This is a genomic window from Krasilnikoviella flava, assembly GCF_900167525.1.
GTDB lineage: Bacteria > Actinomycetota > Actinomycetes > Actinomycetales > Cellulomonadaceae > Isoptericola > Isoptericola flavus.
Window position 1 is genome coordinate 237,386 of the sequence record NZ_FUZQ01000003.1, and the last position, 24,121, is coordinate 261,506.

The following is a 24,121-nucleotide window of genomic DNA, read 5'->3' on the forward strand; positions in this document are numbered from 1 at the left end:
CCGGGGGCGGCGCCTAGCCTGGCTCCCATGACCTCGTCCGCGACGGCGCCGCCGAGCCCGTGGGTGACCGACGTCGTCCTGGCGCTGGCATCGACGCTCGTCGTGGCGGTCGTCATCGCCGCGGAACCCGCCGGAGAGGGCGACACCGGCCCGGCCGCGTACCTGTTCGCCGTCGGCCTCGGGGCGCTGGTACTGCTGCGGCGTCCGGCGCCGCGCACGATGCTCGTGCTGACGTTCCTCGGCGTGTGCGCCTACTACGCCCTCGGCTTCGCGCCGATCGGCATGGTGCTGCCCGCGGTGGCCGCGCTCTACTCGGCCGCGGAGCGCGGTCGCACCGGCTGGGCGGTCGGCACGGGGGCGGTGCTCATCGGGGTCGCCACGTACTTCCGCGTGACCGACGCCGACGTCGACCCCAGCGCGGCGCTCACGGCCTACGACCTGGTCACCAACGTGGCGCTCACGGCGGCGGCGGTCGCGCTCGGCGTCGCGGTCCGGCTGGCCCGCGAGGCACGCGAGCGCAGCGCCCTGCTCCGCGAACTCACGGCGGCGCAGGAGGCGCACGCCGCGCAGGAGCGGCTGCAGGCCGAGCGGCTGCGGATCGCGCGCGACCTGCACGACACCGTGGGCCACCACCTGTCGGTGGTGGCGCTGCACGCCGGCGTCGCGGACGAGGCGGTCGGGCGGGACGACGACGCAGCACGGGGAGCGCTCGCCCGCGTCCGGGAGGCGACGTCGGGCACGCTCGACGAGCTGCGGGCCACGGTGAAGGTGCTGCGCGAACCCGGGCCGCCGGACGCCGCGCTCCGCCGACCGGCGGTGACCGGCCTGCGCGGCGTGGACACGCTCCTCGACCCGGCCCGGGCGGCGGGGCTGGACGTGGAGGCCCACCTGGACGTTCCTCCCGGGGCGCTGTCCGACGCGGTCGACGCCGCCGCGTTCAGGATCGTGCAGGAGGCGCTGACCAACGTCGTGCGGCACGCGGGCGCGCGGCGCGTGCGGGTGGGGGCCACCGTCGCGGACGGCGTGCTGCGGCTGTCCGTGACGGACGACGGCCGAGGCGCCGGCCCGCACGCGCCCACGGGCGCGGGGATCGCCGGGATGCGCGAGCGGGCCGGGCTGCTGGGCGGCACGTTCTCCGCACGCGACGTGCCGGGCGGCGGCTTCGCCGTCGTCGCCGAGCTCCCGGCCCACCCACCGGGCTGACGGCCGCCACGAATGCGCCGAGCCCCGGGAGACCGACACACTGGGCGGATGATCCGGGTGGTGCTGGTCGACGACCAGGAGCTGGTCCGCGCCGGGCTGCGCCCGCTCGCGGAGCTCGACGGCGACGTCGCGGTGGTGGGCGAGGCGGCCGACGGCCGCGCCGGGCTGTCCCGCGTGCGCGAGCTGCGGCCCGACGTCGTGCTGATGGACGTGCGGATGCCCGGCCTGGACGGCATCGCCGCGACGCGGGAGATCGCCGCCGACCCGGCGCTGCGCGACGTCCGCGTCCTGGTGCTCACCACGTTCGACGAGGACGAGCACGTGGTCGAGGCGATCCGCGCCGGGGCATCGGGCTACCTCCTCAAGGACGTCTCCCCCGGCGACCTGCGGGCCGCGATCCGCACGGTGGCGGCCGGGGACTCCCTGCTGGCCCCGGCCGTCACGGCCACGGCGATGCGCGCGGTCGCCGCCGCGCCGCCCCGGCTCGACGACGCCGCCGTCGCCGGCCTCACCGAGCGCGAGCGGGGGGTGCTCGTCCTCGTGGGCCGCGGGCTGACCAACGACGAGATCGCCCGCGACCTGTACCTCAGCCCCGCCACTGCCCGCACGTACGTGAGCCGGCTGCTCACCCGGCTCGACGCCCGCGACCGCGCCGCGCTCGTCGTCCTCGCCTACGAGACCGGGCTGGTGCGCCCGGGCGGATGACGGTAGACGGCGGCGCGGCGCGGTCGGGCGCTCAGGCCCGCCCGCTGCCGAACACCTCGTCGAGGAGCCGTTGCCTCCCCTGCTGGAAGGCCGCGCCCATGGAGAGGGCCGCGTCGTCCACGTAGTTCAGCCCGGCGGTCAGGGTCGTGCCGCCGTCGGGCGTGCTGTACATGAGCGCGGCGGACCCCGCGATGCCTCCGTTGTGGGTGACGAGGGGGCCGTGGGCGGTCTCCTCGACGAACAGCCCGAGGCCGTAGCCGACCTTCGGATGCAGCGTGAGCATCTCGGACAGGAGAGGGGCCGGCAGGAGCCGGCCGCCGACCAGCCCGGAGATGAAGAGGTGCAGGTCCCGGGTGGTCGAGATCATGTCACCGCCGCTGGAGATCCAGGACGGGTCCTGACGGGTGACGTCCACCGTCACCTCCTGGCCGTCGTCGTCGTACCGGTAGGAGGCGTGGGCGTGCGGCTCGGGGAGCTCCGGTGAGCTCGGCACCACCGTGCCAGTGAGCCCGAGCGGGGTCAGCACCAGCCGCTCCATCTCCTCGGCGAGCGTGCGGCCGGTCACGCTCTCGATCAGCAGCCGGGCGAGCACGTAGTTGGTGTTGGAGTAGCTCCAGTCCGTCCCGGGCGCGAACCGGGCGGGCTTCGACACCGCGAGCTGCACCAGCTCCTGGGGCCGGTAGCTCTTGAGCCGAAGATCCACCCACTCCTTGCCCGTGGAGGGGATCCCGGGCTCGAACGTGCCGTCGGCGGAGAACTCGCCGGTGAAGTTGAAGACACCGCTGGTGTGCTGCAGCAGCATGCGCACGGTGATCCGAGGGTCCAGATCTATGCCCGGCAGGTAGTCGCCCGCGGGCGCGTCCAGCGCGATCTTGCCCTCTGCCACGAGCCCGAGCACCACGGTCGAGACGAACGTCTTGGTGTTGCTGCCGATGCGCATGTGCCCGTCGGTCGACGGCCGGCCCGGCTCGCCGCGCTGGGCCAGCCCGTCGCTCCAGGCCCACTCACCGTGGCGGTCGTTCACCCGCAGCTGGACCCCGGTGAACCCGGAGTCGACGATCTCGCGCAGGATCCTGCGCAGGGCGGGGCGCTCGTCGCCTGCGTGCTCGTCGCGCAGTTCGCCGGTCGCGACGTCGTGGATGGTCATGATGCTGCTCCTTGGTGTCGGGATGCGGGCGGACGTCAGCCGTCGAGAGAGCGCCCGACCTCAGGCTGGCGCGGTAGCGCAGGCCGATCAACGGCCGTTCCTGCAAGGCAGCGTTGCCTGACGGGTCATCGATGCGTGTCGCGTCACTTCGGCGTTGACCAGTAGGTTGACGCTCCGGAGGCGCCATGGAACTGCGTGACATCGAGATCTTCTTGACGCTCGCCGAGGAGCTGCACTTCGGCCGCACCGCCGAGCGGCTGCACATCACGCCGTCGCGGGTCAGCCACGTCATCAAGACGCAGGAGCGGCGCGTCGGCGCGGCCCTGTTCGAGCGCACCTCCCGCACGGTTCGACTCACCCCGCTCGGGCGCCAGCTCCGCGACGACCTGCTGCCCGCGTACCAGCAGATCCAGCAGGCCATCGACCGGGCCGCGGCCGACGCCCGCAGCATCACCGGGACGCTGCGGGTCGGATACACCACGCCCTGGGGCGCCGACCTGGCGTACCGCGCCGCCGAGGCCTTCCAGGGGCGTTACGCCGGCTGCTCGATACGGGTGCAGGAAGTCCCGCTCGACGATCCGCTCGGGCCGCTGCGCCGTGGCGAGCTGGAGCTGCACATCAGCGAGCTCCCGGTGCAGGTTCCCGGCGTCACCGAGGGGCCGGTCCTGTTCAGCGAGACGAGGGCCCTCATGGTGCCGTCCGGCCATCCCCTCGCCCGGCTCGACGGCGTGTCCCTCGAGCACCTCGCCGAGGTACCGCTGATCGGCCCACGAGGAGCCGCGCCGGCGGCCATGCGGGAAGCGCACGTGCCGGCCCGCACGCCCTCCGGCCTCGTCGTCCCGCGCGGCCCCTCCTACGCTCTCTGGTCCGAGGTGCCCGCGCTGGTCGCCGCCGGTCTTGGCGCCTCGATCGTGGCGGCCCGAGCCGAGCGGTACCACGACCGTCCCGGCATCGTTTTCGTCCCGTTCCACGACGGCCCCCGCCTCGAGTACGGCGTCCTGTGGCGCACTGCCGGGCACGCGCCGGCCGGCCGGGCGTTCGTCGACCTTCTCGTCGACCTCAGCGGCGCACACCCCGACGACGACTGAGCGTCAGACCAGCCCGAGCTCCCGCGCCCGCACGCCCGCCTGGAAGCGCGACCCCGCGCCGAGGGCGACCATCAGCTCGGCGACGCGACGACGGTACGTGCGCACTCCCATCCCCATCGCGCGGGCCGCGGTCTCGTCCTTGACGCCCTGCCCGAGCAGGTCGAGCACCTGGGGCGCGATCGCACGGATCTCGGCGATGCGGGCGTCGAAGACGGCCAGGTCCGTCGCCGACCGCCAGGCCGCGTCGAACAACGAGGTGACGCCCTGCACCGCCTCGGGCTGCGTGATCACGCTGTAGCTGCGGCGTCCGGCCTGGAGGTCGCCCGCCAGGATCACGAGCCGACGGTCGAGGACGATCGTCTCGTTGATCTCGTCGGGGGTGATGCGGACCTGCGCGCCGTACCGGTCGCGCAGCAGCTTCAGGTGCCGGGTGGCGACGGGGTCGAGCAGGACGCCGGACCGGTAGACCTTGCGGACGGTCGCGGCGCCCCGCGGCGGGTGCTCCACCGCGAGCCCCTCTGCCCGGTGCGCCGCCTGCCAGGTGAACAGGTCGTTGGCGGCGCACGCCACGTCGGTCGCGGTGGCGAACAGGTGCGCGGTGCGAGCGAGGAGCTCCTCCTCGCCCCGGACGATCGTGACGGCCTCTCCGGTCTGCATGCCCTCGATCCTGCACCCCGGTGGCAGGGTCCTGCCAGGGTCGGCAACAACCTGCCATCGCCGAGGGGCGGGGGCGCGAGGCACGCAGGCTGGACCGCATGACCACCACGACCAGCACCCCCTCCGCCACGACCACCGCCCCCGACGCCGGCGCCGCCGGCACCTGGCGGCTCGGCGACCGCACCGTGAACCGGCTCGGCCTGGGCGCCATGCGGCTCCCCGGCATCCTCGGCGCCCCGACGCCCCGCCCGCGCGAGGACGCGATCGCCGTGCTGCGGCGCGCCGTCGAGCTCGGCGTGAACCACATCGACACCGCCGCGTTCTACTTCCTGCCCACCCGCTCCGCGAACGAGCTGATCGGCGCCGCCCTCCGGCCCTACGCCGACGACCTGGTGATCACCACGAAGGTCGGCGCCTCCCGGTCGCGCGACGGCGTCTTCGAGCCGTACGCCCGCCCCGACCAGCTCCGCAGCCAGGTCGAGGAGAACATGCGGCAGCTCGGCCTCGACCAGCTGGACGTCGTGAACCTGCGCTGGGGCGCCGGCCTGGTGCGCGAGGCCGGGTCCGTCGCCGAGCACGTGGGCGCCCTCGCCGACCTGCGCGACGCGGGCCTGGTGCGGCACGTCGGCATCTCGAACGTGCTGCCCGAGCAGCTCGAGGAGGCGCTGACGATCACGCCCGTGGTCTGCGTGCAGAACCGGTACGGCCTCACCGACCGCGCCGACGACGGGCTGCTGGAACGGTGCGGCGAGCTCGGCATCGCGTACGTGCCGTTCTTCTCCGTGGGCGCCGCCGTGCCCGGCGCCGTCCCGGGCGGCACTGCCGACGACACCGGCCGCGCCGAGGTCGAGGCCGTCGCCGCAGCTCACGGCGCGACGCCGGCCCAGGTGCGGCTGGCCTGGACGCTGCACCGCGGTCGGCACGTGCTCGCCATCCCCGGCACGGGGGACGCGGCGCACCTGGAGCAGAACGTCGCCGCCGCGGCGCTCCGCCTGACCGACGAGGAGCTCGCCGTGCTCGACGGGATCGCCCCCGCCGCCGCGTGACGGCGGCGGGGGATCCCGCGCTCAGCCCTTGAGGCCGGTGTGCGCGAGCCCCTGGACGAACTGCTTCTGCGCCACGAGGAACACGGCCAGCACGGGCAGGACGGTCAGGGTGGTCGCGGCCAGCTGGACGTTCCACATGGGCCCGCCGTAGGCGTCGACGTACTGGGTCAGCGCCTGCGGCAGCGTGAAGGCGTCCTTGGAGGACAGGTAGACGATGGGCTCCAGGTAGAGGTTCCACGACTTGAGGAACGTGAAGATCGCGACGGCGGAGAGCGCTGAGCGCGACAGGGGGAACGCGATCCGCCAGAAGATCCCCCACCGGCCCAACCCGTCCATGCGGCCGGCCTCCTCGAGCTCGCCCGGCAGGCCGAGGAAGTACTGGCGCATGATGAAGGTCGCCAGCACGCTCGGTGCCCCGAAGACCGGGATCACGACCAGCGGCCAGTGGGTGTCGATGAGCCCCAGCGAGTTGACCATCCGGAACAGCGGCACGATCGTCACCTCGGACGGCACGAGCAGGCCGACGAGGACGAGCAGGAACAGCGCGTTCGCCCCGGGGAAGCGGATCCGGGCGAAGGCGTACCCGGCCATGGCGGACACGAGGATCGTCCCCGCCGTGACCAGCACCGCGATGTAGAGGCTGTTCCAGTACTGCTGGGCGAAGGGCTGGAGCCGGAACACCTCGCCGTAGGCCGCGAACGACGGGTCCTGCGGCCACAGCGTCGGCACGGAGCGCAGGATCTCGCTCATCGGCTTGAGGCTCGACGTCGCCATCCACCACGTGGGGAAGACGAACGGCACGCTGACGACGACGAGCAGGGCCACGAGCCCGGCCCGGCCCCACCGCCGCCGCGAGCGCCCGGGGCGGGCGGCACGGCGGTGCGGTGCGCCGCCGTCGCCGTCCCGTGCGGGCGGAGCCTCGTCGTGCCCGCCGGCCGTGCCCGGGCGCACCCCCGGACGCACGGCCGGGTCGGGGATCACGTCAGACTTCATGGAAGACCCACCTCTTGCGCGTCTGCCACTGCACGAGTGTCAGGACGAGGACGATGACGAACAGCAGGACGGAGACCGCGCTCGCGTAGCCGAAGTCGTTGAAGCGGAACGCCTGCTGGTACAGGTAGTAGACGAGCACGGTGGTGGACGTCCCCGGCCCGCCGCCGGTGAGCACCGCGATCTGCGCGAAGACCTCGAGCGAGCCCACGATCGTGAGGATCGAGACCAGCAGCAGGGTGGGGCTGATGAGCGGCAGCGTGATCGAACGGAACCGCCGCCATGCGCCCGCGCCGTCGATGCGGGCGGCCTCCTGGATCTCCTCCGGCACCCCCTGCAGGGCGGCGAGGAACAGGATCATGTTGAGGCCGACGTTCTTGAAGACCTGCACGACGATCACGGAGAGCATCGCGGTGGTCTCGCCGCGCAGCCAGTTCGGGCCGTCGATCCCGACGGTCGAGAGGAACCCGTTGATGCCCCCGTCGGCCTGGAGCAGGAAGCTCCACACGATCGTCCACGCGACGAGCGACACGACGACGGGCGAGAAGAAGAACGTGCGGAAGGTCGTCGTGCCGGGCAGGCGCTGGTTGAGCAGGACGGCGAGCCCCAGCGCGAGCGTGACGTTGAGGACGACGAGCCCCACGGAGAACCACAGGCTCGCGACGAGCGAGTCGCGCAGGCCGGGGTCCTCCAGCATGCGCGCGTAGTTGTCCCCGCCCGTGAACGTGAACGTGCTCGCGAGGACGTTCCACTCGTGCAGCGAGTACCAGACCACGGCGACCAGGGGCGCGACGACGAACGCGACCGCGCCGAGCACGGCGGGCGCGACCATGGTGTAACCCACGGCCGCGTCCCGCCTGCGCAGCGCCGAACCGGGCACGCTCAGTCCTCCAGGAGGGGCTGGATCGCGCCGCACGTGTCGGTGAGGACGGCCTCGACGTCGGCGTCCGCGGTCCAGAGGCCGTCGAGCTGCGCCCGCACGGTCTCCTGCAGCTTGGCGAAGTTCTGGTGGGTCGGCTTGGTCACCGCGTCCTGGATGCCGTCGACGACGACCGCCTGGAGCTGCTCCTCGCTGAGCAGCGGGTTCGCCGCGGCGAGGTCGGCCGCGTTGAGCAGCGACTCCCGCGGCGGCGGGAAGTACGCGGCGAGGGTCGCGGCGTTCTCGGGGTTCGTGAACCACGCGAGGAAGTCGGCCGCGACGTCCGGGTGCTCGCCGGCCGCGAAGACGCCGATGCCGGCCTGGCCGATGACGTTCTGCTGCCCCGCGGGGCCGGCCGGCAGCGGCACGACGTCCCAGGCGAACGAGTCGTCGAGCGACGACGCGCGGCTGATCTGGGTGATCGTCATCGCGGCGTCGCCCGCGAAGAAGTCGGCCGTGGTGCCCGGGCCGGGCATCGCGCCGTCGGTGAAGGTCGCGTCGTGGATCCACGTGAGCGCGTCCACCATCGCCGGGTCGGTGAAGGTGCACTGCGTGCCGTCCTCGCTCCACGGCGCGGCGCCCCAGCCGTCCCAGACGCTCGACAGGTTCTCCCAGGCCTGGAAGTCGAAGTCGCGCACGACGAGCCCCTGCTTGCCGGACTTCTCGGCGGCGGCCGCCGCGATGTCGCGAGCGTTGTCGTAGGTCCAGTCCCCGGCGGCGACGAGGTCGGCCGGGTTCTCCTGCCCCGCGGCCTCCACCTGGTCGGTGTTGACGAAGATCCCGAACGGCGAGTTGGAGAACGGGTACGCGTACAGCCCGCCGTCCTTCTGCCACAGCGAGAGCGACGAGTCGAGCAGGTCGTCGTACTCGTACCCCTCGGTCTGCTCGAGCACGGGCCCGACGTCGACCAGGGCGCCGCTCTCCACGAACTCGGGGGCGTAGCTCTCGAGGATCCAGGCGAGGTCGGGGGCGTTGCCGCCCGCGAGCTGGGTCGTGAGGGAGGTCGTGTAGTCCTCGAACGGGACGGGCTCGAAGGTGACGCCCGAGACGAGGTCCGGGTTCGCCTCGACGTACGCGTCGGCGATCTCCTGGAACTGGGCGAGCTGCGTCTCGTCGGCCGTCCAGACCGTCATGCGCAGGTCGACGGGCTCGTCCGGCGTCTCGGGCTCGCCGGCGGCGCCCTGCCCGTCGCCGCCGCAGGCGGTCAGGGCGAGCAGCGCCGCGACGGCGGCGGCCCCGGTGGCGGCCGCACGGGTGCGGCGGGTGGTGGTGGAGTTCATCAGTGCTCCTTCGGACTGAGTGCTCGGGCGGGGACGGGGCCGGTCAGTACGGGTAGACCTGCTGGTCCGGCCAGCGGAGCTCGACGCCGGCCGCGACGAGCTCGCTCTGGTAGTCGGCGAGCAGGTCGGGCTTGGCCTGGACCTCGTGCGGGGCACGCCCCGTCGCGAGGCAGTGGGCGGCGAGGTGGCCGGCCGCCTCGCCGATGTTCCACTCGACGGGGTGCAGCCGGTAGCAGCCGTTGGTGACGTGGGTGGTGCCGATGTTCTTGTTCGCGGCGAGCAGGTTGGTGACCCGCCGCGGCAGCAGCGCGCCCAGCGGGATCTCGAACGGCGTGGACGGCACGTCGATGTACGTGTCGCCGCCCGTGGACGGGTGCAGGTCGATGCGGTACATGCCGACGCCGACCGAGTCGTCGTAGCGGGTGGCCCCGGCGTCTCCCCGCACGGCGTAGGAGACGTCGTTCTCGGTGACGGTCGTGACGGCGCGGATGCGGCGCGACTCGCGGTGGTACGCGGCCTGCGCGAGGCCGTCGGCGGAACCCATGACGTCCGGCCGCAGCCGCAGGCCCGGGTACCCCGTCCCGCCGTCGGGCCGGGGCGCCTCGGTCTGCATCCAGTAGAGCATCGAGAGGCTGAGCTGCCGCGCGTCCGCGATCCGCGCCTCCTCGACGTCGCGCGGGACGTCCAGCACGGGATGGAGGAAGTAGTCGATGCTCGGCCAGTTCACCAGGCACAGGTCGCTGGCGTAGTGGCCGGGCGCGAACAGGTCGCGGGCGGCGATGCGGCGGAAGGTCCACAGGTTGCCGTCGCCGGGGTTCTTCGACTGGTCGGCCGCCACCGCGCGGGCGTCGTCGCCCGGGTTGGGCGAGAACGTGCGCACGTCCATCGCGAGGGTGCGGGGGTTGGGCGCCTCCCACGACAGCATGCGGCGCCCGTTCCAGGCGCCGGGCCGGTAGGAGCTCCAGAAGTCGTAGCGCTCGGGCCGGTCGATGGTCCGGTCGCCGTCGAGGTGCTCGACGGCGAAGCACACGCTGAGCGCCTGGACGTTGCCCGGCTGCGCCTCGTCGGGGGCGCTCGGCTCGCCCGTCTCCCGGTTCGACTCGAACCCGGTGACGTACTCCGTCCCCGTGAGGGGCAGCAGCTCGCCGGTCTCGGTCGCGTCGACGACGAGCGCCGCGACCACGGTCACGGGCTCGCCGCCCACGACCGACCCGAGCGTCACCGACGTGACCCGGTCGCCGTCCGTCGTGGCCGCCGTCGGCCGGACCCGCTCGACCAGCGTCAGCCGGCCGGACGACCGCCACGGCGCCAGCATCTCCTCGAGCACGCCGACGGCGACGCGCGGCTCGTGGCAGAGCTTCGACACCCAGCCCGCCCCCGGGTTGAGCGCGCCCCACGACCGGGCGGCGCCCGTCAGCGGGTACGAGCGCCGGTACACGTCGCGGATGCCGTCGCGCAGGCGCCGGTAGCGGGCGGTGACGCCGAAGTCCTCGACCCACGCGCTCTCGTCCGGCGGCACCGCCTGCGACGTCAGCTGGCCGCCGATCCACGGGTGCTCCTCGGTGAGGACCACCCGAGCGCCGCGGTCCGCGGCGGCGAGGGCGGCGGCGATGCCGCCGAGCCCGGCTCCGACGACGAGCACGTCGGTCTGCAGTTCGTGGAGGGTCACGCGGTTTCCGTCCTGTCTGGTGCGGGTCGTGAGTCGTGGGTCGTGGGTCGTAGGTCGTGGGTCCGCCTCAGGCGGGCGGCGGCGCGAGCGTCTCGGCGTCGACGTCGACGCACCCCAGGAGCTGACGCAGCTCGTCGTCGGGCACCTGCGGGGCGTCGCGGCGCGCGGGCCTGCCGGTGTCCGCGGCCACGAGGCGCGAGAGCAGGTGCAGCGCCCGGGCGCCCATCTCCTCGCGCGGGATCGAGAACCCGGACCACCGGCGGCCGCCCGGGCGTGGGTGGAGCGGCTGCCCCAGGAGGAGGACGGAGATGTCGTCGGGCACGCGCAGGCCGCGCCGCTCGAGCTCGTCGGCGAGCTCCTCGGGAGAGTTCTCCGGCGCCACGAGCACCGCGGTGAGCCGCTGGTCGGCGACCTCGGCCGCGGTCGCGGCGACGTCGTCGAGCTCGACGAAACGCACCGTGAGCCCGTGCCGCTTCATCGTGGCGCGATACCCCTCGACGCGATCGAGCGTGGGCTGGTCCGTGCCGCGCGACCCGACGTAGCCGATGCGCGTGTGCCCGAGCGCCGCGAGCCGGTCCACCTGCCGGGCCGTGGCTGCCACGTAGTCGACACCCACGTAGGGCAGCCGGCCGCCGTCGCTGCCGCGCTTGCCGATGAACACGAACGGGTAGTTGGTGTCGAGCAGGTGCTGCAGCTCGCCGCGGTCCTCGTGCTGGCCCAGCAGCAGGCAGCCGTCCGCGATGCCGAGCCGCTGCCAGCCGTCGCGGGTCAGGCGGCGCCGGCCGTCCTCCACCCGCGCGCTGGTGAACAGGAGGATGTCGACGCCGAGCTTCTCCGCGGCGTGCTCGATGCCGACGAGGAAAGGGCCGTAGAAGTCGCGCCCACCCTGCGGGAACGTCGACTCGTAGGTGAAGACGCCGAGGATCTGCGTGAGCCCGCCCGCAAGCCGCTGGGCGGCGGGGTTGGCCGAGTATCCGGTGATCCGGATGGCGTCGCGGACCCGCTGGCGGGTCTCCTCGCTGATGCGGACACCGCTGGGGTTGCTGTCGTTGAGCACGAACGACACGGTCGCCTGACTGACGCCCGCCATCGCGGCGACGTCGGCCTGCGTGATGCGGCGACGGGGCATCGCTCCTCCTCGAGCTCGGACGACGTCAGCGGGGGCGCGACGTGCCAGGAGTCTCGGGCGTCGAACGCCCGCCGGTCAACGGGATGATGCGCATTATTAGCAACGGTCCGAGGACGGGCAGACAGGCCGAGAATCCCTGTGCTTCCAGGCTCCGCGCGTTCGTCGACGGCTCGATTGGGGCGCATTATCGACGCGGCCTGCTGATGGATTCGATAAGGCACCTTGACCGGCGTCGGCTCCGCACCGAAGGCTGCACCGGGTCACGACGACACCGCTGTCACCGCCGACATCCCCGCGACGAAGGAGTGCGCGCCATGTCCGTCAGCCCGTCCGCCAGACCATCAGCCAGCCCGCCGTCCCACCGGCCCGCAGGTCCGTCCGCCGTTGCCGCCAGGCCCTCGGGGCACCCGCGCCGGATCGTCGCCGGCCTGGCCCTCGCGGCACTCGTCGGGCTGGGTGCCGCTGCCCCCGGCGTCGCCGCCCCCGCCGGGCACCCCGACGCGGGCCCGCCGCCTGCCGAGCTCCCGGTCTTCACCTCGACGGGCCCGATCGTCGACCCCGACGACGAGACGCTGCCGCACAACCCCAACGGAGAGTTCATCTTCCCGTCGGTGTTCCACGCGGGCGCCCACCTCGAGGACCCGCTGGGCGAGTGGTACGTGTACTACGCCCCGCACGACGACCCGGGCGGGATCAACCTCATGTACGCCGACTCGCTCGACGGCCCGTGGACCCAGTACGAGGGCAGCCCCGTGGTCTCGAACCAGTGGGAGGGCATCTACGACGTGCCGCACGTCTCCTCCCCCGACGCCGTGTGGAACGCCGCCGAGCAGAAGATGTTCCTCTACTTCCACGGCGACAACACCGTGACGCGTTACGCGACGTCGACCGACGGCCTCACCTTCGACTACGGCGACGAGGTCGTCACCACGGAGATGGTCGACGCCGCGCAGCCAGGTCGGACGGCCACCGAGACGTCGTACGCGCGGGTGTTCCGCAACCCCGACCGACGCTCGCCCGACCGGTGGGCGATGTTCTTCATGACCAACTATGCGGACAACGTGCGGCACATCAACGTCGCCACCTCCCCCGACGGCAAGGACTGGGAGGTGCAGCCGGAGCCGATCGTCTCGCCCGGCACCGCCGAGGGCACCAACGTCGCCGCGGCCGACCTGTGGACCTACCGCGGCCGCAACTACGTCGTCTACGGCTCGACGGTCGGCACGATCTTCGCGCGGGAGGTCGACGCGCGGACCTGGACGGCCGGCGACCCGCAGGCCCTGTACATCCCCGGGCAGGCGCCGCCCGAGGCGGGCCGCGCGACGTCCGCCCAGATCGTGCGAGACCGCGGCACGCTGCACCTGCTCTACGAGACCGGCGAGCGATCGCACACCACGATCGCGCACGCCGTCGCCGACCCCGACGGCTGGCGCGACCCGCTGAACCCGCACCCCGAGGACCCGACGTACGCGCAGTGCCCCGCACCGGGCTCGGACGAGCTCGACGGCGGCGCCCTCGACCGGGAGCTCTGGTCGACCGGCGTCCGCGACGGCCTGGACCGGTCCGTCGTCGCCGGGGGCTCCTGGCAGATCCCCACCTACGCGGGGAACTCGACCTCGGCCCCGTTCACCCTGCAGCCCCTGCCGGGGACGCCGTGGGAGGTGACGACGAAGCTGACCCTCGACCCGCAGGTCAACTTCCAGCAGGCCGGGCTGATCGTGCGGCGCGACGACGCGAACGCCGTGCGGATCTCGCTCTCGCACGTCGACGCCGGCAAGCGGTTCGACTTCATCTGGCGCAAGGCCGGCGTGGACCGCAACAACACGTGGACGATGGAGGACGTGGCGATGGCGCCGCCAGGGACCGGGGACACGGTGTGGCTGCGCGTCACCCACGAGGGCGAGTGGCTCACGGCCTCGTACAGCGTCGACGGGCAGACGTTCGTCAACCTGGGGCGCGCCGTCCCCGCGGGCGAGCTCGCGGCCACCGACGTCGGGCCGTTCGCCTACCGCGGTCCTGCCGCGACGCCGGAGGTCACGGCCGCCTTCGACTGGGTCCGGTTCAGCCCGAGCGCCGAGCAGCTGGAGGGCTGCGCGTCCTGACGCGACGACCGCCCCCGCCGAGCAGGCGGTCGACACCTTGATCGGGCGGAAGCCTGCGCGATCCCGGTGTCGACCGCCTGTTCGGCACCCCGCGGGTCGGCACCTGGCGTGAGTACACGAGGCCATGTACCGTCGCGCCCATGGAGACCGTCACGCTCACGCACACCGCGGCGCTCGCGCGGCTCGGGCACGCCCTGTCCGACGGCACGCGCGCGCGCATCCTGCTCGCGCTGCGCGACGCGCCCGCCTATCCCTCCGACCTGGCGGCCGCGCTGGGCGTCTCCAAGCAGGTCATGTCGAACCAGCTCGCATGCCTGCGCGGGTGCGGGCTCGTCGTCGGCCGTCCGGACGGCCGACGGACCGAGTACCGACTGTCGGACCCGCACCTCGCGCACGCGCTCGGGGACATGCTGCGGCTCGCGCTCGTCGTGGACCCGGACTGCTGCGGGCCGGACTGCACGTGCGCGACGCCGGCCGGCGCGGCCGACGGGGTGAGTCCGGCGGACGCCGCATGACGCACGACCACGACCACGCGCACGGCGCCGCCGACCACCGCGGGCGGCTCGCGATCGCGTTCGGCATCACCGCGGCGATCCTCGTCGCGCAGGCGGTGGGGGCGCTGCTCACCGGCAGCCTCGCGCTGCTGGTCGACACCGCCCACATGCTCACGGACGCCGGCGGGCTCGCGCTGGCCCTGTTCGCCGCGCACCTGTCCCTGCGGCCGGCGTCGCCCCAGCGCACCTGGGGCTACCGACGCGCCGAGGTGCTGGCGGCGCTGGCGCAGGCCGCCGTGCTGCTCGTCGTCGGCGTGTACGTGCTGGTGGAGGCGGTGCTCCGGCTGGCCGACCCGCCGGAGATCCCCTCCACACAGCTCGTCGTCTTCGGCGTCATCGGCCTGGTGGGCAACCTCGCGTCGATGGCCGTCCTCGCCGGACGGCGCGACGCGAACCTCAACCTGCGAGCGGCGTTCCTCGAGGTGGTCAACGACGCGCTCGGGTCGGTGGGCGTCATCGTCGCCGCGATCGTCATCGCCACCACGGGCTGGCAGCGCGCCGACTCCGTCGCGGCCCTGCTCATCGGCGCGCTCATCCTGCCGCGCGCGGTGCGCCTGCTGCGGGCCGCCGGGTCGGTGCTGCTGGAGTCCACCCCGCCCGGGCTCGATCTCGAGGAGGTGCGCGCCCACCTGCTGAAGGTGCAGCACGTGCGCGACGTGCACGACGTGCACGCGTCCCTCATCGCCACCGGCCTGCCCATCCTGTCGGCGCACGTCGTCGTCGACTCCGGCTGCTTCACCGACGGCCACGCCGGAAGGATCCTCGACGAGCTGCAGGAGTGCGTGGCCACCCACTTCGACGTCGCCGTGGAGCACTCCACCTTCCAGGTGGAGCCCGACACCCACCCGGAGCACGAGCACCCGACCCACGCTTAGCGTCATCAATCGGCAGGATTCCGCGGTATACAAGAAGTCTTGTCGTTTTTCGACCGCTCGCCTAGCGTCGTCGGCATGGAGCGGATCGAGGCGATCACCGCCGTGCACCACCCCGTGCGACGGCGCATCTACGACTACCTGAGCCTGCACGGCACGGCGCAGGTGACCACGCTGGCGCGTGCGCTCGGGCTCCAGGTGGGCAGCGTCAGCCACCACCTGCGGATGCTCAAGCGGGCCGGCGTCGTCGAGCACGCCCCTGACACGACCGGGGACCGGCGCACGAGCTGGTGGCAGACGTCGCGGTCGGGCCTGACCTGGTCGGCCGAGGACTTCACCGACTCCCCCGCCGACGCGCTGCTCGCGCGGGAGGCGGAGCGTGCCAACGTCGAGACGCACGTCGGCCGCCTGCGCGCCTGGCACCGCCGCACCGCTCCCCTGCCGGAGTGGGCACGCGCCGCATTCAGCATCGACACGCTGGCGTGGGCCACCCCCGACGAGCTCGAGGCCCTCTCGGCAGCGATGCGCGAGACGTTCGCGGCCTGGCAGGCCGGCATCGACGAGTCCGACGCCGAGGCCGACGCCGACGCCGAGCGCCGCCCGGTCTTCGTCTTCGCCCACGGCTTCCCCACGGTGCCGTGACCGCGGCCCCGCACGCCGTGCAACCCGTGCTCGTGCGCGAGCCGCCGCGGTTCTCCCGCGACCACGCCGTGCACGCGTGGATCGGCGTCAAGGCACTCTCCGACGCCGGCGACGCGATCTGGTCCATCGCCCTGGCCTGGACGGCCGTGCAGGTCTCGACCCCGGCCGTCGCCGGGCTGGTCGTGGCCGCCGGCACCGCGCCGCGGGCCGGCGTGCTGCTGTTCGGCGGCGTCCTCGCCGACCGGGTGGACGCGCGGCGGGTCATGATCGTCTGCAACCTGCTGCGGGTGGCGGTGCTCGTCGGGGCCGCGCTGTGGGTGCTGTCCTCGCCGCCGACGGTGCTCCTGCTCACCCTCGCGGCCGTCGCGTTCGGCGTGTGCGACGCGTTCTACGAGCCGTCGGCGAGCACGATCGCGCGCCAGCTCGTCCGGACCGAGGACCTCCCCTCGTACACGGCCGCCGCCCAGACGGCGTCCCGGCTGGCGACCATGGCCGGCTCCGCGGTGGGCGGCTTCCTGGTCGCGCGGTCCGGGCTCCTCGGGAGCGCGAGCGCGAACGCGGTCACCTTCGCCCTCGTCATCGCGTTCGTCGCCGTCTGGCTACGGCCCCGGTTCGCCCTGCCCCGCGCCGAGCAGGAGTCCGCGTGGCGCGGGATCCGCCGCGGTTTCGGCCACCTGCGCGAGATGCCCACCACCCGCACGCTCGTGATCGCCCTGTCGGGCCTCAACCTCGCCGTCGGGCCCGCCGTGGGCATCGGGATCGCGCTCCGCGCCCACGACGCGGGGTGGGGCGCCCGGGCCGTGGGGATCCTGGAGGCGTGCATCGGGCTCGGCGCGGCGGTCGGCGCGCTGTCGGTCGCCCGGTGGCGCCCCCGGCACGAGGCGCGCGCCGGGTTCGTCGCCCTGGCGGTGCAGGGCGCGGCGATCGTCGCCCTCGGCAGCGGGCCTGTCGGCGTCGCCGGGGCCGCCTGCCTCGTCGTCGGGCTCACGGCCGGGTACGCCTCGGCGCTGCTCGGCGCGACGTTCGCCGGCACCGTCGACCCCTCGTACCTGGGCCGGATGGCGTCGATCACCCGCCTCGGCGACGACGTCTTCATGCCGCTGGCGATGGCCGCCTTCGGGGTGCTCGCCTCCGCCACCGCGCTCTGGGTGCCCTTCGCCGTCTTCGGCGCCGCCATGACCCTCCTCATGACGGTCCCGCTGCGCAACCCGCTGTTCCGGGAGCTCTCGCTCGGCAGGCGCCCGTGAGACGCGCCACGGGGCGCGCCTCCCCGTGGCGGCCCCCGACCGGCGGTGCTGTGCTGGGCACATGTCCGTGCGCGCCGACACCGACCCGACCGGCCACCCCGACGAACCGCACGCCGGCAGCCTCGCCCAGCGGCTCAACTGGCTGCGCGCCGGCGTGCTGGGCGCCAACGACGGCATCGTCTCCGTGGCAGCCGTCGTCGTGGGCGTCGCCGCCGCGACCCCGTCGCGCGCCGCGGTGCTCACGGCCGGCCTCGCCGCCCTCGTCGGCGGTGCGATCTCCATGGCCCTGGGCGAGTACGTGTCGGTCTCCAGCCAGTCGGACAGCGAGAAGGCGCTCATCGCCAAGGAGAAGCACGAGCTCGCCACGATGCCGGAGGAGGAGTTCGACGAGCTCGTCGGCCTCTACCGCGAGCAAGGGCTGAGCGAGCCCACCGCGCGCCAGGTCGCCACCGAGCTCACCGCGTCCGACGCGCTCGGCGCCCACCTGGACGCCGAGCTCAACATCGACCCCGACGACGTCGTCAGCCCCTGGCACGCCGCCTGGGCGTCGCTGCTGGCGTTCCTGTCCGGCGGGGTCCTGCCGATGCTCGCGGTGCTGCTCATCCCCGAGCCCTGGAAGATCGCCGGCACGTTCGTCGTCGTGCTCGCCGCCCTCGGCGCCGCCGGGTCGATCGCCGCGTGGATCGGCGGCTCGTCGCGCGCCCGGTCCGTCGCGCGCGTCGTCGTCGGCGGCGCGCTCGCCCTGGGCGTCACGTTCGGCCTCGGGTCCTTGCTCGGCACCACCGGCGTCGTCTGACGGTCGCCGCAGCATCACACCAGCCCCGCCGCCACGAAGGAGCCGCACGTTGCCTCGCACCACGTCGTCGCACGCCGCCACCGACCTCGCCCCGCACCTCGGGCGCACCGTGCTGTACCAGCTGTACCCGCAGAGCTTCGCGGACTCCGGCCGTGCCGGGGTCGACGGGATCGGTGACCTCGCCGGGATCACCGCCCGGCTCGACTACCTGCAGTGGCTGGGGGTCGGGGCCGTGTGGCTCGACCCGTGCTTCGTGTCCCCGTTCGCCGACGCCGGGTACGACGTCGCCGACTTCTTCACGATCGCGCCGCGCTACGGCACCAACGACGACCTGGCGGAGCTCACCGAGGAGGCGGGCCGCCGCGGCATCTCCGTGCTGCTCGACCTCGTGGCCGGGCACACCTCTGACCAGCACCCTTGGTTCGTCGCGTCGGCCGACGCCCCCCAGGACGACCGGTACGTGTGGAGCGACGTCCCGGTCGACGGGTTCGAACCCGGCCCCGGCCGCCGCGGCGGGTACTACCTGCCCAACTTCTTCCCCGTGCAACCGGCGCTGAACTTCGGGTACGCCCGGCAGCATCCCGACGAGCCGTGGCGCAGCCCGATCGACGCCCCCGGCCCGCAGGCCAACCGGGCCGCGCTGCGCGCGATCATGGCGCACTGGTTCGACCTGGGCGTCGCCGGCTTCCGCGTGGACATGGCGGCGTCGCTCGTCAAGGACGACCCGGGCCTCGTGGAGACGGGCCGGCTGTGGCGCGAGACGCGCGAGTGGCTCGACGCCACGTACCCGGGCCGCGTGCTCGTCAGCGAGTGGGGCGACCCGCGCGTGTCCGTGCCGTCAGGTTTCCACGCCGACTTCTTCCTCCAGTTCGGGGGCGACGACGACGGCCTGCCGCTGCGCTCGCTGTGGAACAACGGCGCCGGCACGGTCAACCCGTCGTGGGGCGACGTGCCGAGCTGGGCCGACGCCGAGGCGAAGGGCGACGCGGCGACGTTCGTCCGCGCCTGGGAGGAGGCGACCGGCGCGATCGCCGCCGGCGGCCGCGGCGGCCTCACCGGCCTGCCGACGTCGAACCACGACTTCACGCGCCTCGTGGCCGGGTCGCGTGACGCCGAGCAGGCCCGCGCCGCCCTCGTGCTCACCCTCACCTGGCCGTCCATGCCCTCGATCTACTACGGCGACGAGATCGGCATGCGGTTCGTGCCCGGCAGCCCGACGCTCGAGGGGTCGCGCCTCAACCCCACCTACGACCGGGCCGGCTCGCGCACCCCGATGCAGTGGGGTGACGTGCCACCCGGGCGGCTCGGGCCGGACATCGCCGAGTCCCGCTACCTGCCGCAGGACCCGGACCCCGACCGCCCCACCGTGGCCGCCCAGCTCGACGACGAGGGGTCGCTGCTGCACCTGGTGCGGCGCCTCGCCCACCTGCGCACCGCCGACGAGCGGCTGGACGCCGCCGCTCCGGTCCAGGTGCTCGCCACCGGGTACCCGTTCGCGTACGTGCGCGGCGACACGCTCGCCGTCGTGCTCAACCCTGGCCGCGCGGCGGTGTCGATCACCGTGCCCGGCGCCGCGGGTTCGCGCCCGGTCGAGGCACGCGGCCACCGGGTGGAGGGCGACGTCGTGCACCTCGACGGGCACGGGTACGCCGTCCTCGACCTGGCCTGACGCGTGCGCCGCTCGCCGGTGTCACCGGCGGGCGGCACGCTGGGGCGCATGGAGCTCGAGGTGCGCGGTGAGGTCTTCCAGTGGCGCGGCCCAGCGCCGTACTACTACGTCGCGGTGCCGGACGCCGAGGCGGAGCAGATCGCGGCGGTCGCGCCGCTGATCACGTACGGCTGGGGTGTCATCCCCGTGACCGGCCGCCTCGGCGGCACGACGTTCACCACATCGTTGTTCCCCAAGGACGGCGGCTACCTCGTGCCGCTGAAGGACGCCGTCCGCCGGCCCGAGGGCGTGACCGACGGCGACGAGGTCGTCGTGCGGCTCACCCTGGACGGGGTGTGACCACCCCCAGCACGAGGTAGTCCACATCTCGCCGAGGTAGTTCAGATCCTGCCGAGGTAGTTCGGTCCCCGCAGCTACCTCGCGAGGCCGTCGACGAAGGCGACGGCGGCCGCGGAGATCTGCTCGCGGGCGTCGTCGTGGGAGATGGTCGGCGTGCCGTCGCCGGGCTGCGGACCGTAGTCGCCGAAGAACGCGTGCACGCCGCCCTCGACGACGGTGAACGAGGTGTCCGCGGGCAGGTCGGCGCGCGACGCGTCGATCTTCGCGGGCGTCGCCAGGCCGTCCTCGCTGGCGGAGACGGACGCGACGGCGGCGGTCAGCGTGCCGCTCATGTCGCTCGCCGGGTACGACGCGAACAGCAGCAGACCCGCGGCCGGCGCGGCGGCGTCGCCGTCCGCGGCGTCCGCCTCCATCGCCGCGACGGTGCCGCCGAGCGAGTGGCCGCCCACCACCCACCGCTCGGTGCCGGGCATCGCGTCCCGCGCGTCGTCGAACGCGCCCATCGCGAGGAACGCGATCCCGAGCGGCTGCTTGGCGACGACGACCGTGTGCCCCGCCTCCGCGAGCGGCCGCAGCACCGCCGCGTACGCGCGGGCGTCCACGCGCGCGCCGGGCTGGAAGAACACGGCCGTGCCGTCGCCGCCGTCCGCCGGGGCCAGCACGTACCGGGCTGCACCCTCTGTGACGGTCACGGCGTCGTCCGAGCGCATCGCCGCGAGCGCCGGCTCGACCGCGCCGAACGGTCGCAGCCATGCGAGCAGCACCACCCAGGCCGCGCCCAGGACGAGCAGCACCACCCGCAGCACGCGCCGCCAGCCGGGACGCGCGGGCCGGCGGCGCAGCGTGCGCACGCCGGCGACGACCGCGCCCGCGAGCGTCAGCACGAGCAGCACCGCGTACGCGGGGTGGCAGTGCACGACGGCGCCCCACGCGGTGGCGCACGCCCACGCGACGACGACGAGGGCCGCGGCCGCGACGACGAGCGTCGCGGCGCGGAGCCAGGTGGGGGTGATCACGGGGGGAGCTTCCAGGTCGTCCGGCACGCGACGAGTCTGGCACCCCTCCAGCCCGGCGCAGGTATGGTCTGACCGCCACCTGCAACGTTGGAGGAAACCCCGTGACCGACCTGCCCACGACCGCGCCCGAGAAGGACCTGGTCCTCGACGCCGTCGTCGACCTCGACGTCCCCGGCCCCACGATCAGCCGCCACCTGTACGGGCACTTCGCCGAGCACCTCGGCCGCTGCGTCTACGAGGGCTTCTGGGTGGGCGAGGACTCCGACATCCCGAACGTCGGCGGCATCCGCACCGACGTCGTGGAGGCGTTGCGCGAGCTGGCGATCCCGAACCTGCGCTGGCCGGGCGGCTGCTTCGCCGACACCTACCACTGGCGCGACGGCGTGGGCCCGGCGGCCGACCGCCCGCGCATCGTCAACACGCACTGGGGCGACGTCGTCGAGGACAACTCCTTCGGCACGCACGAGTTCATGGCGCTGTGCGACCTGCTCGGCACGGCCCCGTACATCTCGGGCAACGTCGGCTCCGGCACGGTCCAGGAGACCGCGGACTGGGTCGAGTACCTGACGCGCGGCGACGACTCTCCGATGGCGCGCCTGCGCCGCGAGCACGGCCGCGACGAGCCGTGGGGCGTGTCGTTCTTCGGCATCGGCAACGAGCCCTGGGGCTGCGGCGGCAACCTGCGCGCCGACCAGTTCGCGTCGCTCGCGCGCCAGCACGCCACGTATGCGCGCGACCACGGCGGCAACCGCCTGGTGCGGGTCGCGGCGGGCGCGTCGGACGACGACTACGCATGGACCGAGACGCTCATGCAGCAGGTGGCGAAGCTCGGCGACGCCGACCCGCGCGACCTGTGGCAGATGGTCTCGTTCCACTTCTACACGTTCGCCGGGACGTGGGGCGACAAGGGCGCAGCCACCGAGTTCACGCGCGACGAGTACTGGGCCACGATGCGCAAGGCGCTCGACGTGCGCCGCATCATCGCCGGCCACTCCGCGGTGATGGACGCCTACGACCCGGAGGCCAAGCTCGGGCTGGCGCTCGACGAGTGGGGCACGTGGTGGAACGTGGAGCGCGACACCAACCCCGGCTTCCTGTACCAGCAGAACGCGATGCGCGACGCCCTGGTCGCGACCGTGCACTTCGACGCCTTCCACGACCACGCCCGCCGCCTGCGGCTGGCGAACATCGCGCAGACGGTCAACGTGCTGCAGTCCATGCTGCTCACGGACGGCGCGAAGATGATCAAGACGCCCACGTTCCACGCCTTCGCGATGAGCGCCGGCCACCACGACGCCGCGAGCCTGCCGGTCCGCGAGCGCACGGCGCGCGCCACGCACGACGTCGACGGCACGGCCGTCGGGACGGTCTCGGCGTCGGCGTCCACGAAGGACGGCGCGGTGCTCGTGTCGCTGACCAACCTCGACCCGGACGCGCCGGCGTCGGTGCGGATCGACCTGCGCGGTCGGGTGGCGAGCGACCCCGTCGCCACCGTGCTGGCCGCCGACGACCCCGCCGCGCACAACACGTTCGACGCGCCCGACGCCGTCACCCCGTGCCCGCTCGACGGCGTGACGGTGACGGACGGCGTGCTCACCGCCCAGCTGCCGCCGGCGGCGTTCGCGACGGTGCGCCTGACGCTCGGCTGACCTCCTCTCGTTCATTATTTGAGACACATGGTCCCACTCCACGGACGGCAGGTGTAGACCTGGGGCCATGACCAGCCCTGTCGTCGAGCCCCGCGCCGTCGCCGACCGCGCCACCGAGCACCCCTACTGGCGGCGCAACCTCGCCGTCGGCACGGCCGGGTCGTTCACCACGCTCGTCGCGATGACGCTGCTGGTGCCATTCCTGCCCGAGTACGTGCGGCAGCTCGGCGTCACGGACCCGGGCGCCGTCGTGCGCTGGTCGGGGATCGCGTACGGGGCCACGTTCCTCACGGCGGCGCTCACCGCGCCGCTGTGGGGCGCCCTCGGCGACAGGTTCGGCCGCAAGTCGATGCTGGTGCGCGCCAGCCTGGGCATGGCGATCGCGATGACGCTGCTCGGCTTCGTCCAGAGCGTCGAGCAGCTCGTCGCCGTCCGGCTGCTCGTGGGCCTGCTCGGCGGCTACTCCTCCGGGGCCACGATCCTCGTCGCCGCGCAGACGCCGAAGGGCCGCAGCGCCTGGGCGCTCGGCGTGCTGTCGTCGGGCATCCTGGCGGGCAACGTCGTGGGACCGCTGGTCGGCGGCTTCGTGCCCGCCTGGGTGGGCATCCGGCCGACGTTCGTCGTGTGCGGCGCGGTGATCTTCCTGGCGTTCCTCGCCACGACGTTCCTGCTGCGCGAGCCGCGTCCGGAGCCGTCGGCCGAGGCCGTCGAGCCCGTCGCGACCCCGCGCGGGGGCGTGTGGTCCCGGGTGCAGCGGCCCGGGGCGGTCGTCGCCCTGCTGGCGACGTCGAGCCTGCTGCTGTTCGCCACGATGTCGATCGAGCCGATCGTCACCGTGTACGTGGAGGACCTGGGGCAGGCGTCGCACGCCGCGGGTGTCGCGGGGATCCTCGTGGCGCTGACGGCCCTCGGCAGCGTCGTCGCCGCCCCGCGCGTCGGCCGCCTTGCCGACCGCGTCGGCCACGCCCGGGTGGTGGTGGCGTGCCTCGCGGCGGCCGGGGTCCTGGCGCTGGCGCAGGCGTTCGTGGCGAACGTCTGGCAGCTCGGCGTGCTGCGCGTGCTGCTCGGTCTCGCGCTGGGCGGCCTGCTGCCGTCGATCACCGCCGCGGTGAAGCACCTCGCCCCGCCGGAGGCCGTGGGCCGGGTGCTCGGGCTCGGTGTCTCCGCGCAGTACGTGGGCCAGGTCGCCGGCCCCGTGCTCGGCGGCCTGGTCGCCGCGCAGGCCGGACTGCGCGCCGTCTTCGTCGCCACCGCCGTCGTGCTGCTCGCCGCCGCGGCGCTCAACCTCGTCGTCCTGCGGCGGTCGTCGGGTCCTCGAGCGCTGTAGCTCGTCGCTCTCCCACGGTCTGTCGGCGACGAACGACAACGCTCGGCAGCCGCGCCGCTCAGGCATCACCCCGCC

General features: G+C 73.8%; 22 protein-coding genes. 14 read left to right on the forward strand and 8 right to left on the reverse strand.

The features are described 5' to 3' along the window. The first annotated feature begins 27 nt into the window (after positions 1 to 27). A complete protein-coding gene (locus tag B5Y66_RS09095) occupies positions 28 to 1,203 on the forward strand; it encodes a sensor histidine kinase (protein ID WP_079573696.1) in 1,176 nt (391 codons plus the stop codon). A 48-nt stretch (positions 1,204 to 1,251) separates the two neighbouring features. Next, positions 1,252 to 1,908, forward strand: coding sequence for a response regulator (locus tag B5Y66_RS09100; protein ID WP_079573698.1), 657 nt, complete (start codon positions 1,252 to 1,254; stop codon positions 1,906 to 1,908). Positions 1,909 to 1,939: 31 nt separating this feature from the next. Here B5Y66_RS09100 and B5Y66_RS09105 read toward each other — a convergent pair whose 3' ends face one another. Further along, positions 1,940 to 3,055 (reverse strand): serine hydrolase domain-containing protein, encoded by a 1,116-nt coding sequence (locus B5Y66_RS09105; RefSeq protein WP_079573700.1) that lies wholly within the window; start codon positions 3,053 to 3,055, stop codon positions 1,940 to 1,942. Positions 3,056 to 3,240: 185 nt separating this feature from the next. Here B5Y66_RS09105 and B5Y66_RS09110 point away from each other — a divergent pair, with 185 nt between their 5' ends. Further along, positions 3,241 to 4,143: a LysR family transcriptional regulator gene (locus B5Y66_RS09110; protein WP_079573702.1), complete on the forward strand. Its 903-nt coding sequence runs from the start codon at positions 3,241 to 3,243 to the stop codon at positions 4,141 to 4,143. 3 nt (positions 4,144 to 4,146) lie between these two features. Here the strand turns inward: B5Y66_RS09110 and B5Y66_RS09115 are convergent, their stop codons facing one another. Beyond that, positions 4,147 to 4,800 (reverse strand): helix-turn-helix domain-containing protein, encoded by a 654-nt coding sequence (locus B5Y66_RS09115; protein WP_079573704.1) that lies wholly within the window; start codon positions 4,798 to 4,800, stop codon positions 4,147 to 4,149. 98 nt (positions 4,801 to 4,898) lie between these two features. Here B5Y66_RS09115 and B5Y66_RS09120 point away from each other — a divergent pair, with 98 nt between their 5' ends. Beyond that, the gene (locus B5Y66_RS09120) at positions 4,899 to 5,846 is read left to right on the forward strand and encodes an oxidoreductase (protein WP_079573706.1); all 948 of its coding nucleotides are present in this window, start codon (positions 4,899 to 4,901) and stop codon (positions 5,844 to 5,846) included. A gap of 21 nt (positions 5,847 to 5,867) precedes the next feature. Here B5Y66_RS09120 and B5Y66_RS09125 read toward each other — a convergent pair whose 3' ends face one another. The 5 genes from B5Y66_RS09125 to B5Y66_RS09145 all read right to left on the reverse strand — a co-directional run bounded on the left by B5Y66_RS09125 (position 5,868) and on the right by B5Y66_RS09145 (position 11,833). Further along, positions 5,868 to 6,839 carry a carbohydrate ABC transporter permease gene (locus tag B5Y66_RS09125; RefSeq protein ID WP_079573708.1) on the reverse strand — a complete coding sequence of 324 codons (972 nt, stop codon included), beginning with the start codon at positions 6,837 to 6,839 and terminating at the stop codon, positions 5,868 to 5,870. Continuing rightward, on the reverse strand, positions 6,829 to 7,680 hold the full coding sequence (locus tag B5Y66_RS09130; protein WP_245807020.1) for a carbohydrate ABC transporter permease: 852 nt from the start codon (positions 7,678 to 7,680) through the stop codon (positions 6,829 to 6,831). Before B5Y66_RS09130 ends, B5Y66_RS09125 begins: the two co-directional genes overlap by 11 nt. A 38-nt stretch (positions 7,681 to 7,718) precedes the next feature. Further along, positions 7,719 to 9,035, reverse strand: coding sequence for an ABC transporter substrate-binding protein (locus tag B5Y66_RS09135; RefSeq protein WP_079573710.1), 1,317 nt, complete (start codon positions 9,033 to 9,035; stop codon positions 7,719 to 7,721). 43 nt (positions 9,036 to 9,078) lie between these two features. Continuing rightward, on the reverse strand, positions 9,079 to 10,704 hold the full coding sequence (locus B5Y66_RS09140) for an FAD-dependent oxidoreductase (protein ID WP_217700764.1): 1,626 nt from the start codon (positions 10,702 to 10,704) through the stop codon (positions 9,079 to 9,081). A 67-nt stretch (positions 10,705 to 10,771) separates the two neighbouring features. Beyond that, positions 10,772 to 11,833 carry a LacI family DNA-binding transcriptional regulator gene (locus B5Y66_RS09145; protein WP_079573712.1) on the reverse strand — a complete coding sequence of 354 codons (1,062 nt, stop codon included), beginning with the start codon at positions 11,831 to 11,833 and terminating at the stop codon, positions 10,772 to 10,774. A 314-nt stretch (positions 11,834 to 12,147) separates the two neighbouring features. Between B5Y66_RS09145 and B5Y66_RS09150 the strand changes: the two genes are divergently transcribed. The 8 genes from B5Y66_RS09150 to B5Y66_RS09185 all read left to right on the forward strand — a co-directional run bounded on the left by B5Y66_RS09150 (position 12,148) and on the right by B5Y66_RS09185 (position 20,054). Continuing rightward, positions 12,148 to 13,935 (forward strand): DUF1349 domain-containing protein, encoded by a 1,788-nt coding sequence (locus B5Y66_RS09150; protein WP_139820812.1) that lies wholly within the window; start codon positions 12,148 to 12,150, stop codon positions 13,933 to 13,935. A 140-nt stretch (positions 13,936 to 14,075) separates the two neighbouring features. Beyond that, complete coding sequence (locus tag B5Y66_RS09155; RefSeq protein WP_079573716.1) at positions 14,076 to 14,450, forward strand: ArsR/SmtB family transcription factor; 375 nt, start codon at positions 14,076 to 14,078, stop codon at positions 14,448 to 14,450. Further along, entirely contained in the window at positions 14,447 to 15,364 is a 918-nt protein-coding gene (locus B5Y66_RS09160) for a cation diffusion facilitator family transporter (RefSeq protein ID WP_079573718.1), read from the forward strand. Before B5Y66_RS09155 ends, B5Y66_RS09160 begins: the two co-directional genes overlap by 4 nt. Before the next feature lie 75 nt (positions 15,365 to 15,439). Further along, positions 15,440 to 16,003: a winged helix-turn-helix domain-containing protein gene (locus B5Y66_RS09165; protein WP_079573720.1), complete on the forward strand. Its 564-nt coding sequence runs from the start codon at positions 15,440 to 15,442 to the stop codon at positions 16,001 to 16,003. Next, entirely contained in the window at positions 16,000 to 17,250 is a 1,251-nt protein-coding gene (locus B5Y66_RS09170) for an MFS transporter (RefSeq protein WP_079573722.1), read from the forward strand. The genes B5Y66_RS09165 and B5Y66_RS09170 overlap by 4 nt, the downstream gene beginning before the upstream one ends. A 61-nt stretch (positions 17,251 to 17,311) precedes the next feature. Beyond that, on the forward strand, positions 17,312 to 18,046 hold the full coding sequence (locus B5Y66_RS09175) for a VIT1/CCC1 transporter family protein (protein ID WP_079573724.1): 735 nt from the start codon (positions 17,312 to 17,314) through the stop codon (positions 18,044 to 18,046). A 49-nt stretch (positions 18,047 to 18,095) separates the two neighbouring features. After that, positions 18,096 to 19,715, forward strand: a complete 1,620-nt coding sequence (locus B5Y66_RS09180) for an alpha-amylase family glycosyl hydrolase (protein WP_176168829.1) — start codon at positions 18,096 to 18,098, stop codon at positions 19,713 to 19,715. A gap of 48 nt (positions 19,716 to 19,763) precedes the next feature. Next, positions 19,764 to 20,054 (forward strand): DUF1905 domain-containing protein, encoded by a 291-nt coding sequence (locus tag B5Y66_RS09185; protein ID WP_079574408.1) that lies wholly within the window; start codon positions 19,764 to 19,766, stop codon positions 20,052 to 20,054. Between the two features lie 74 nt (positions 20,055 to 20,128). On the opposite strand, the gene B5Y66_RS09190 is transcribed toward B5Y66_RS09185, so the two are convergent. Then, entirely contained in the window at positions 20,129 to 21,070 is a 942-nt protein-coding gene (locus B5Y66_RS09190; protein ID WP_079573726.1) for an alpha/beta hydrolase, read from the reverse strand. A 101-nt stretch (positions 21,071 to 21,171) separates the two neighbouring features. Here B5Y66_RS09190 and B5Y66_RS09195 point away from each other — a divergent pair, with 101 nt between their 5' ends. Both B5Y66_RS09195 and B5Y66_RS09200 read left to right on the forward strand, forming a co-directional pair. Further along, on the forward strand, positions 21,172 to 22,719 hold the full coding sequence (locus B5Y66_RS09195; RefSeq protein ID WP_245807021.1) for an alpha-N-arabinofuranosidase: 1,548 nt from the start codon (positions 21,172 to 21,174) through the stop codon (positions 22,717 to 22,719). Between the two features lie 67 nt (positions 22,720 to 22,786). Further along, the gene (locus B5Y66_RS09200) at positions 22,787 to 24,046 is read left to right on the forward strand and encodes an MFS transporter (RefSeq protein WP_079573728.1); all 1,260 of its coding nucleotides are present in this window, start codon (positions 22,787 to 22,789) and stop codon (positions 24,044 to 24,046) included. Positions 24,047 to 24,121 lie beyond the last annotated feature (75 nt).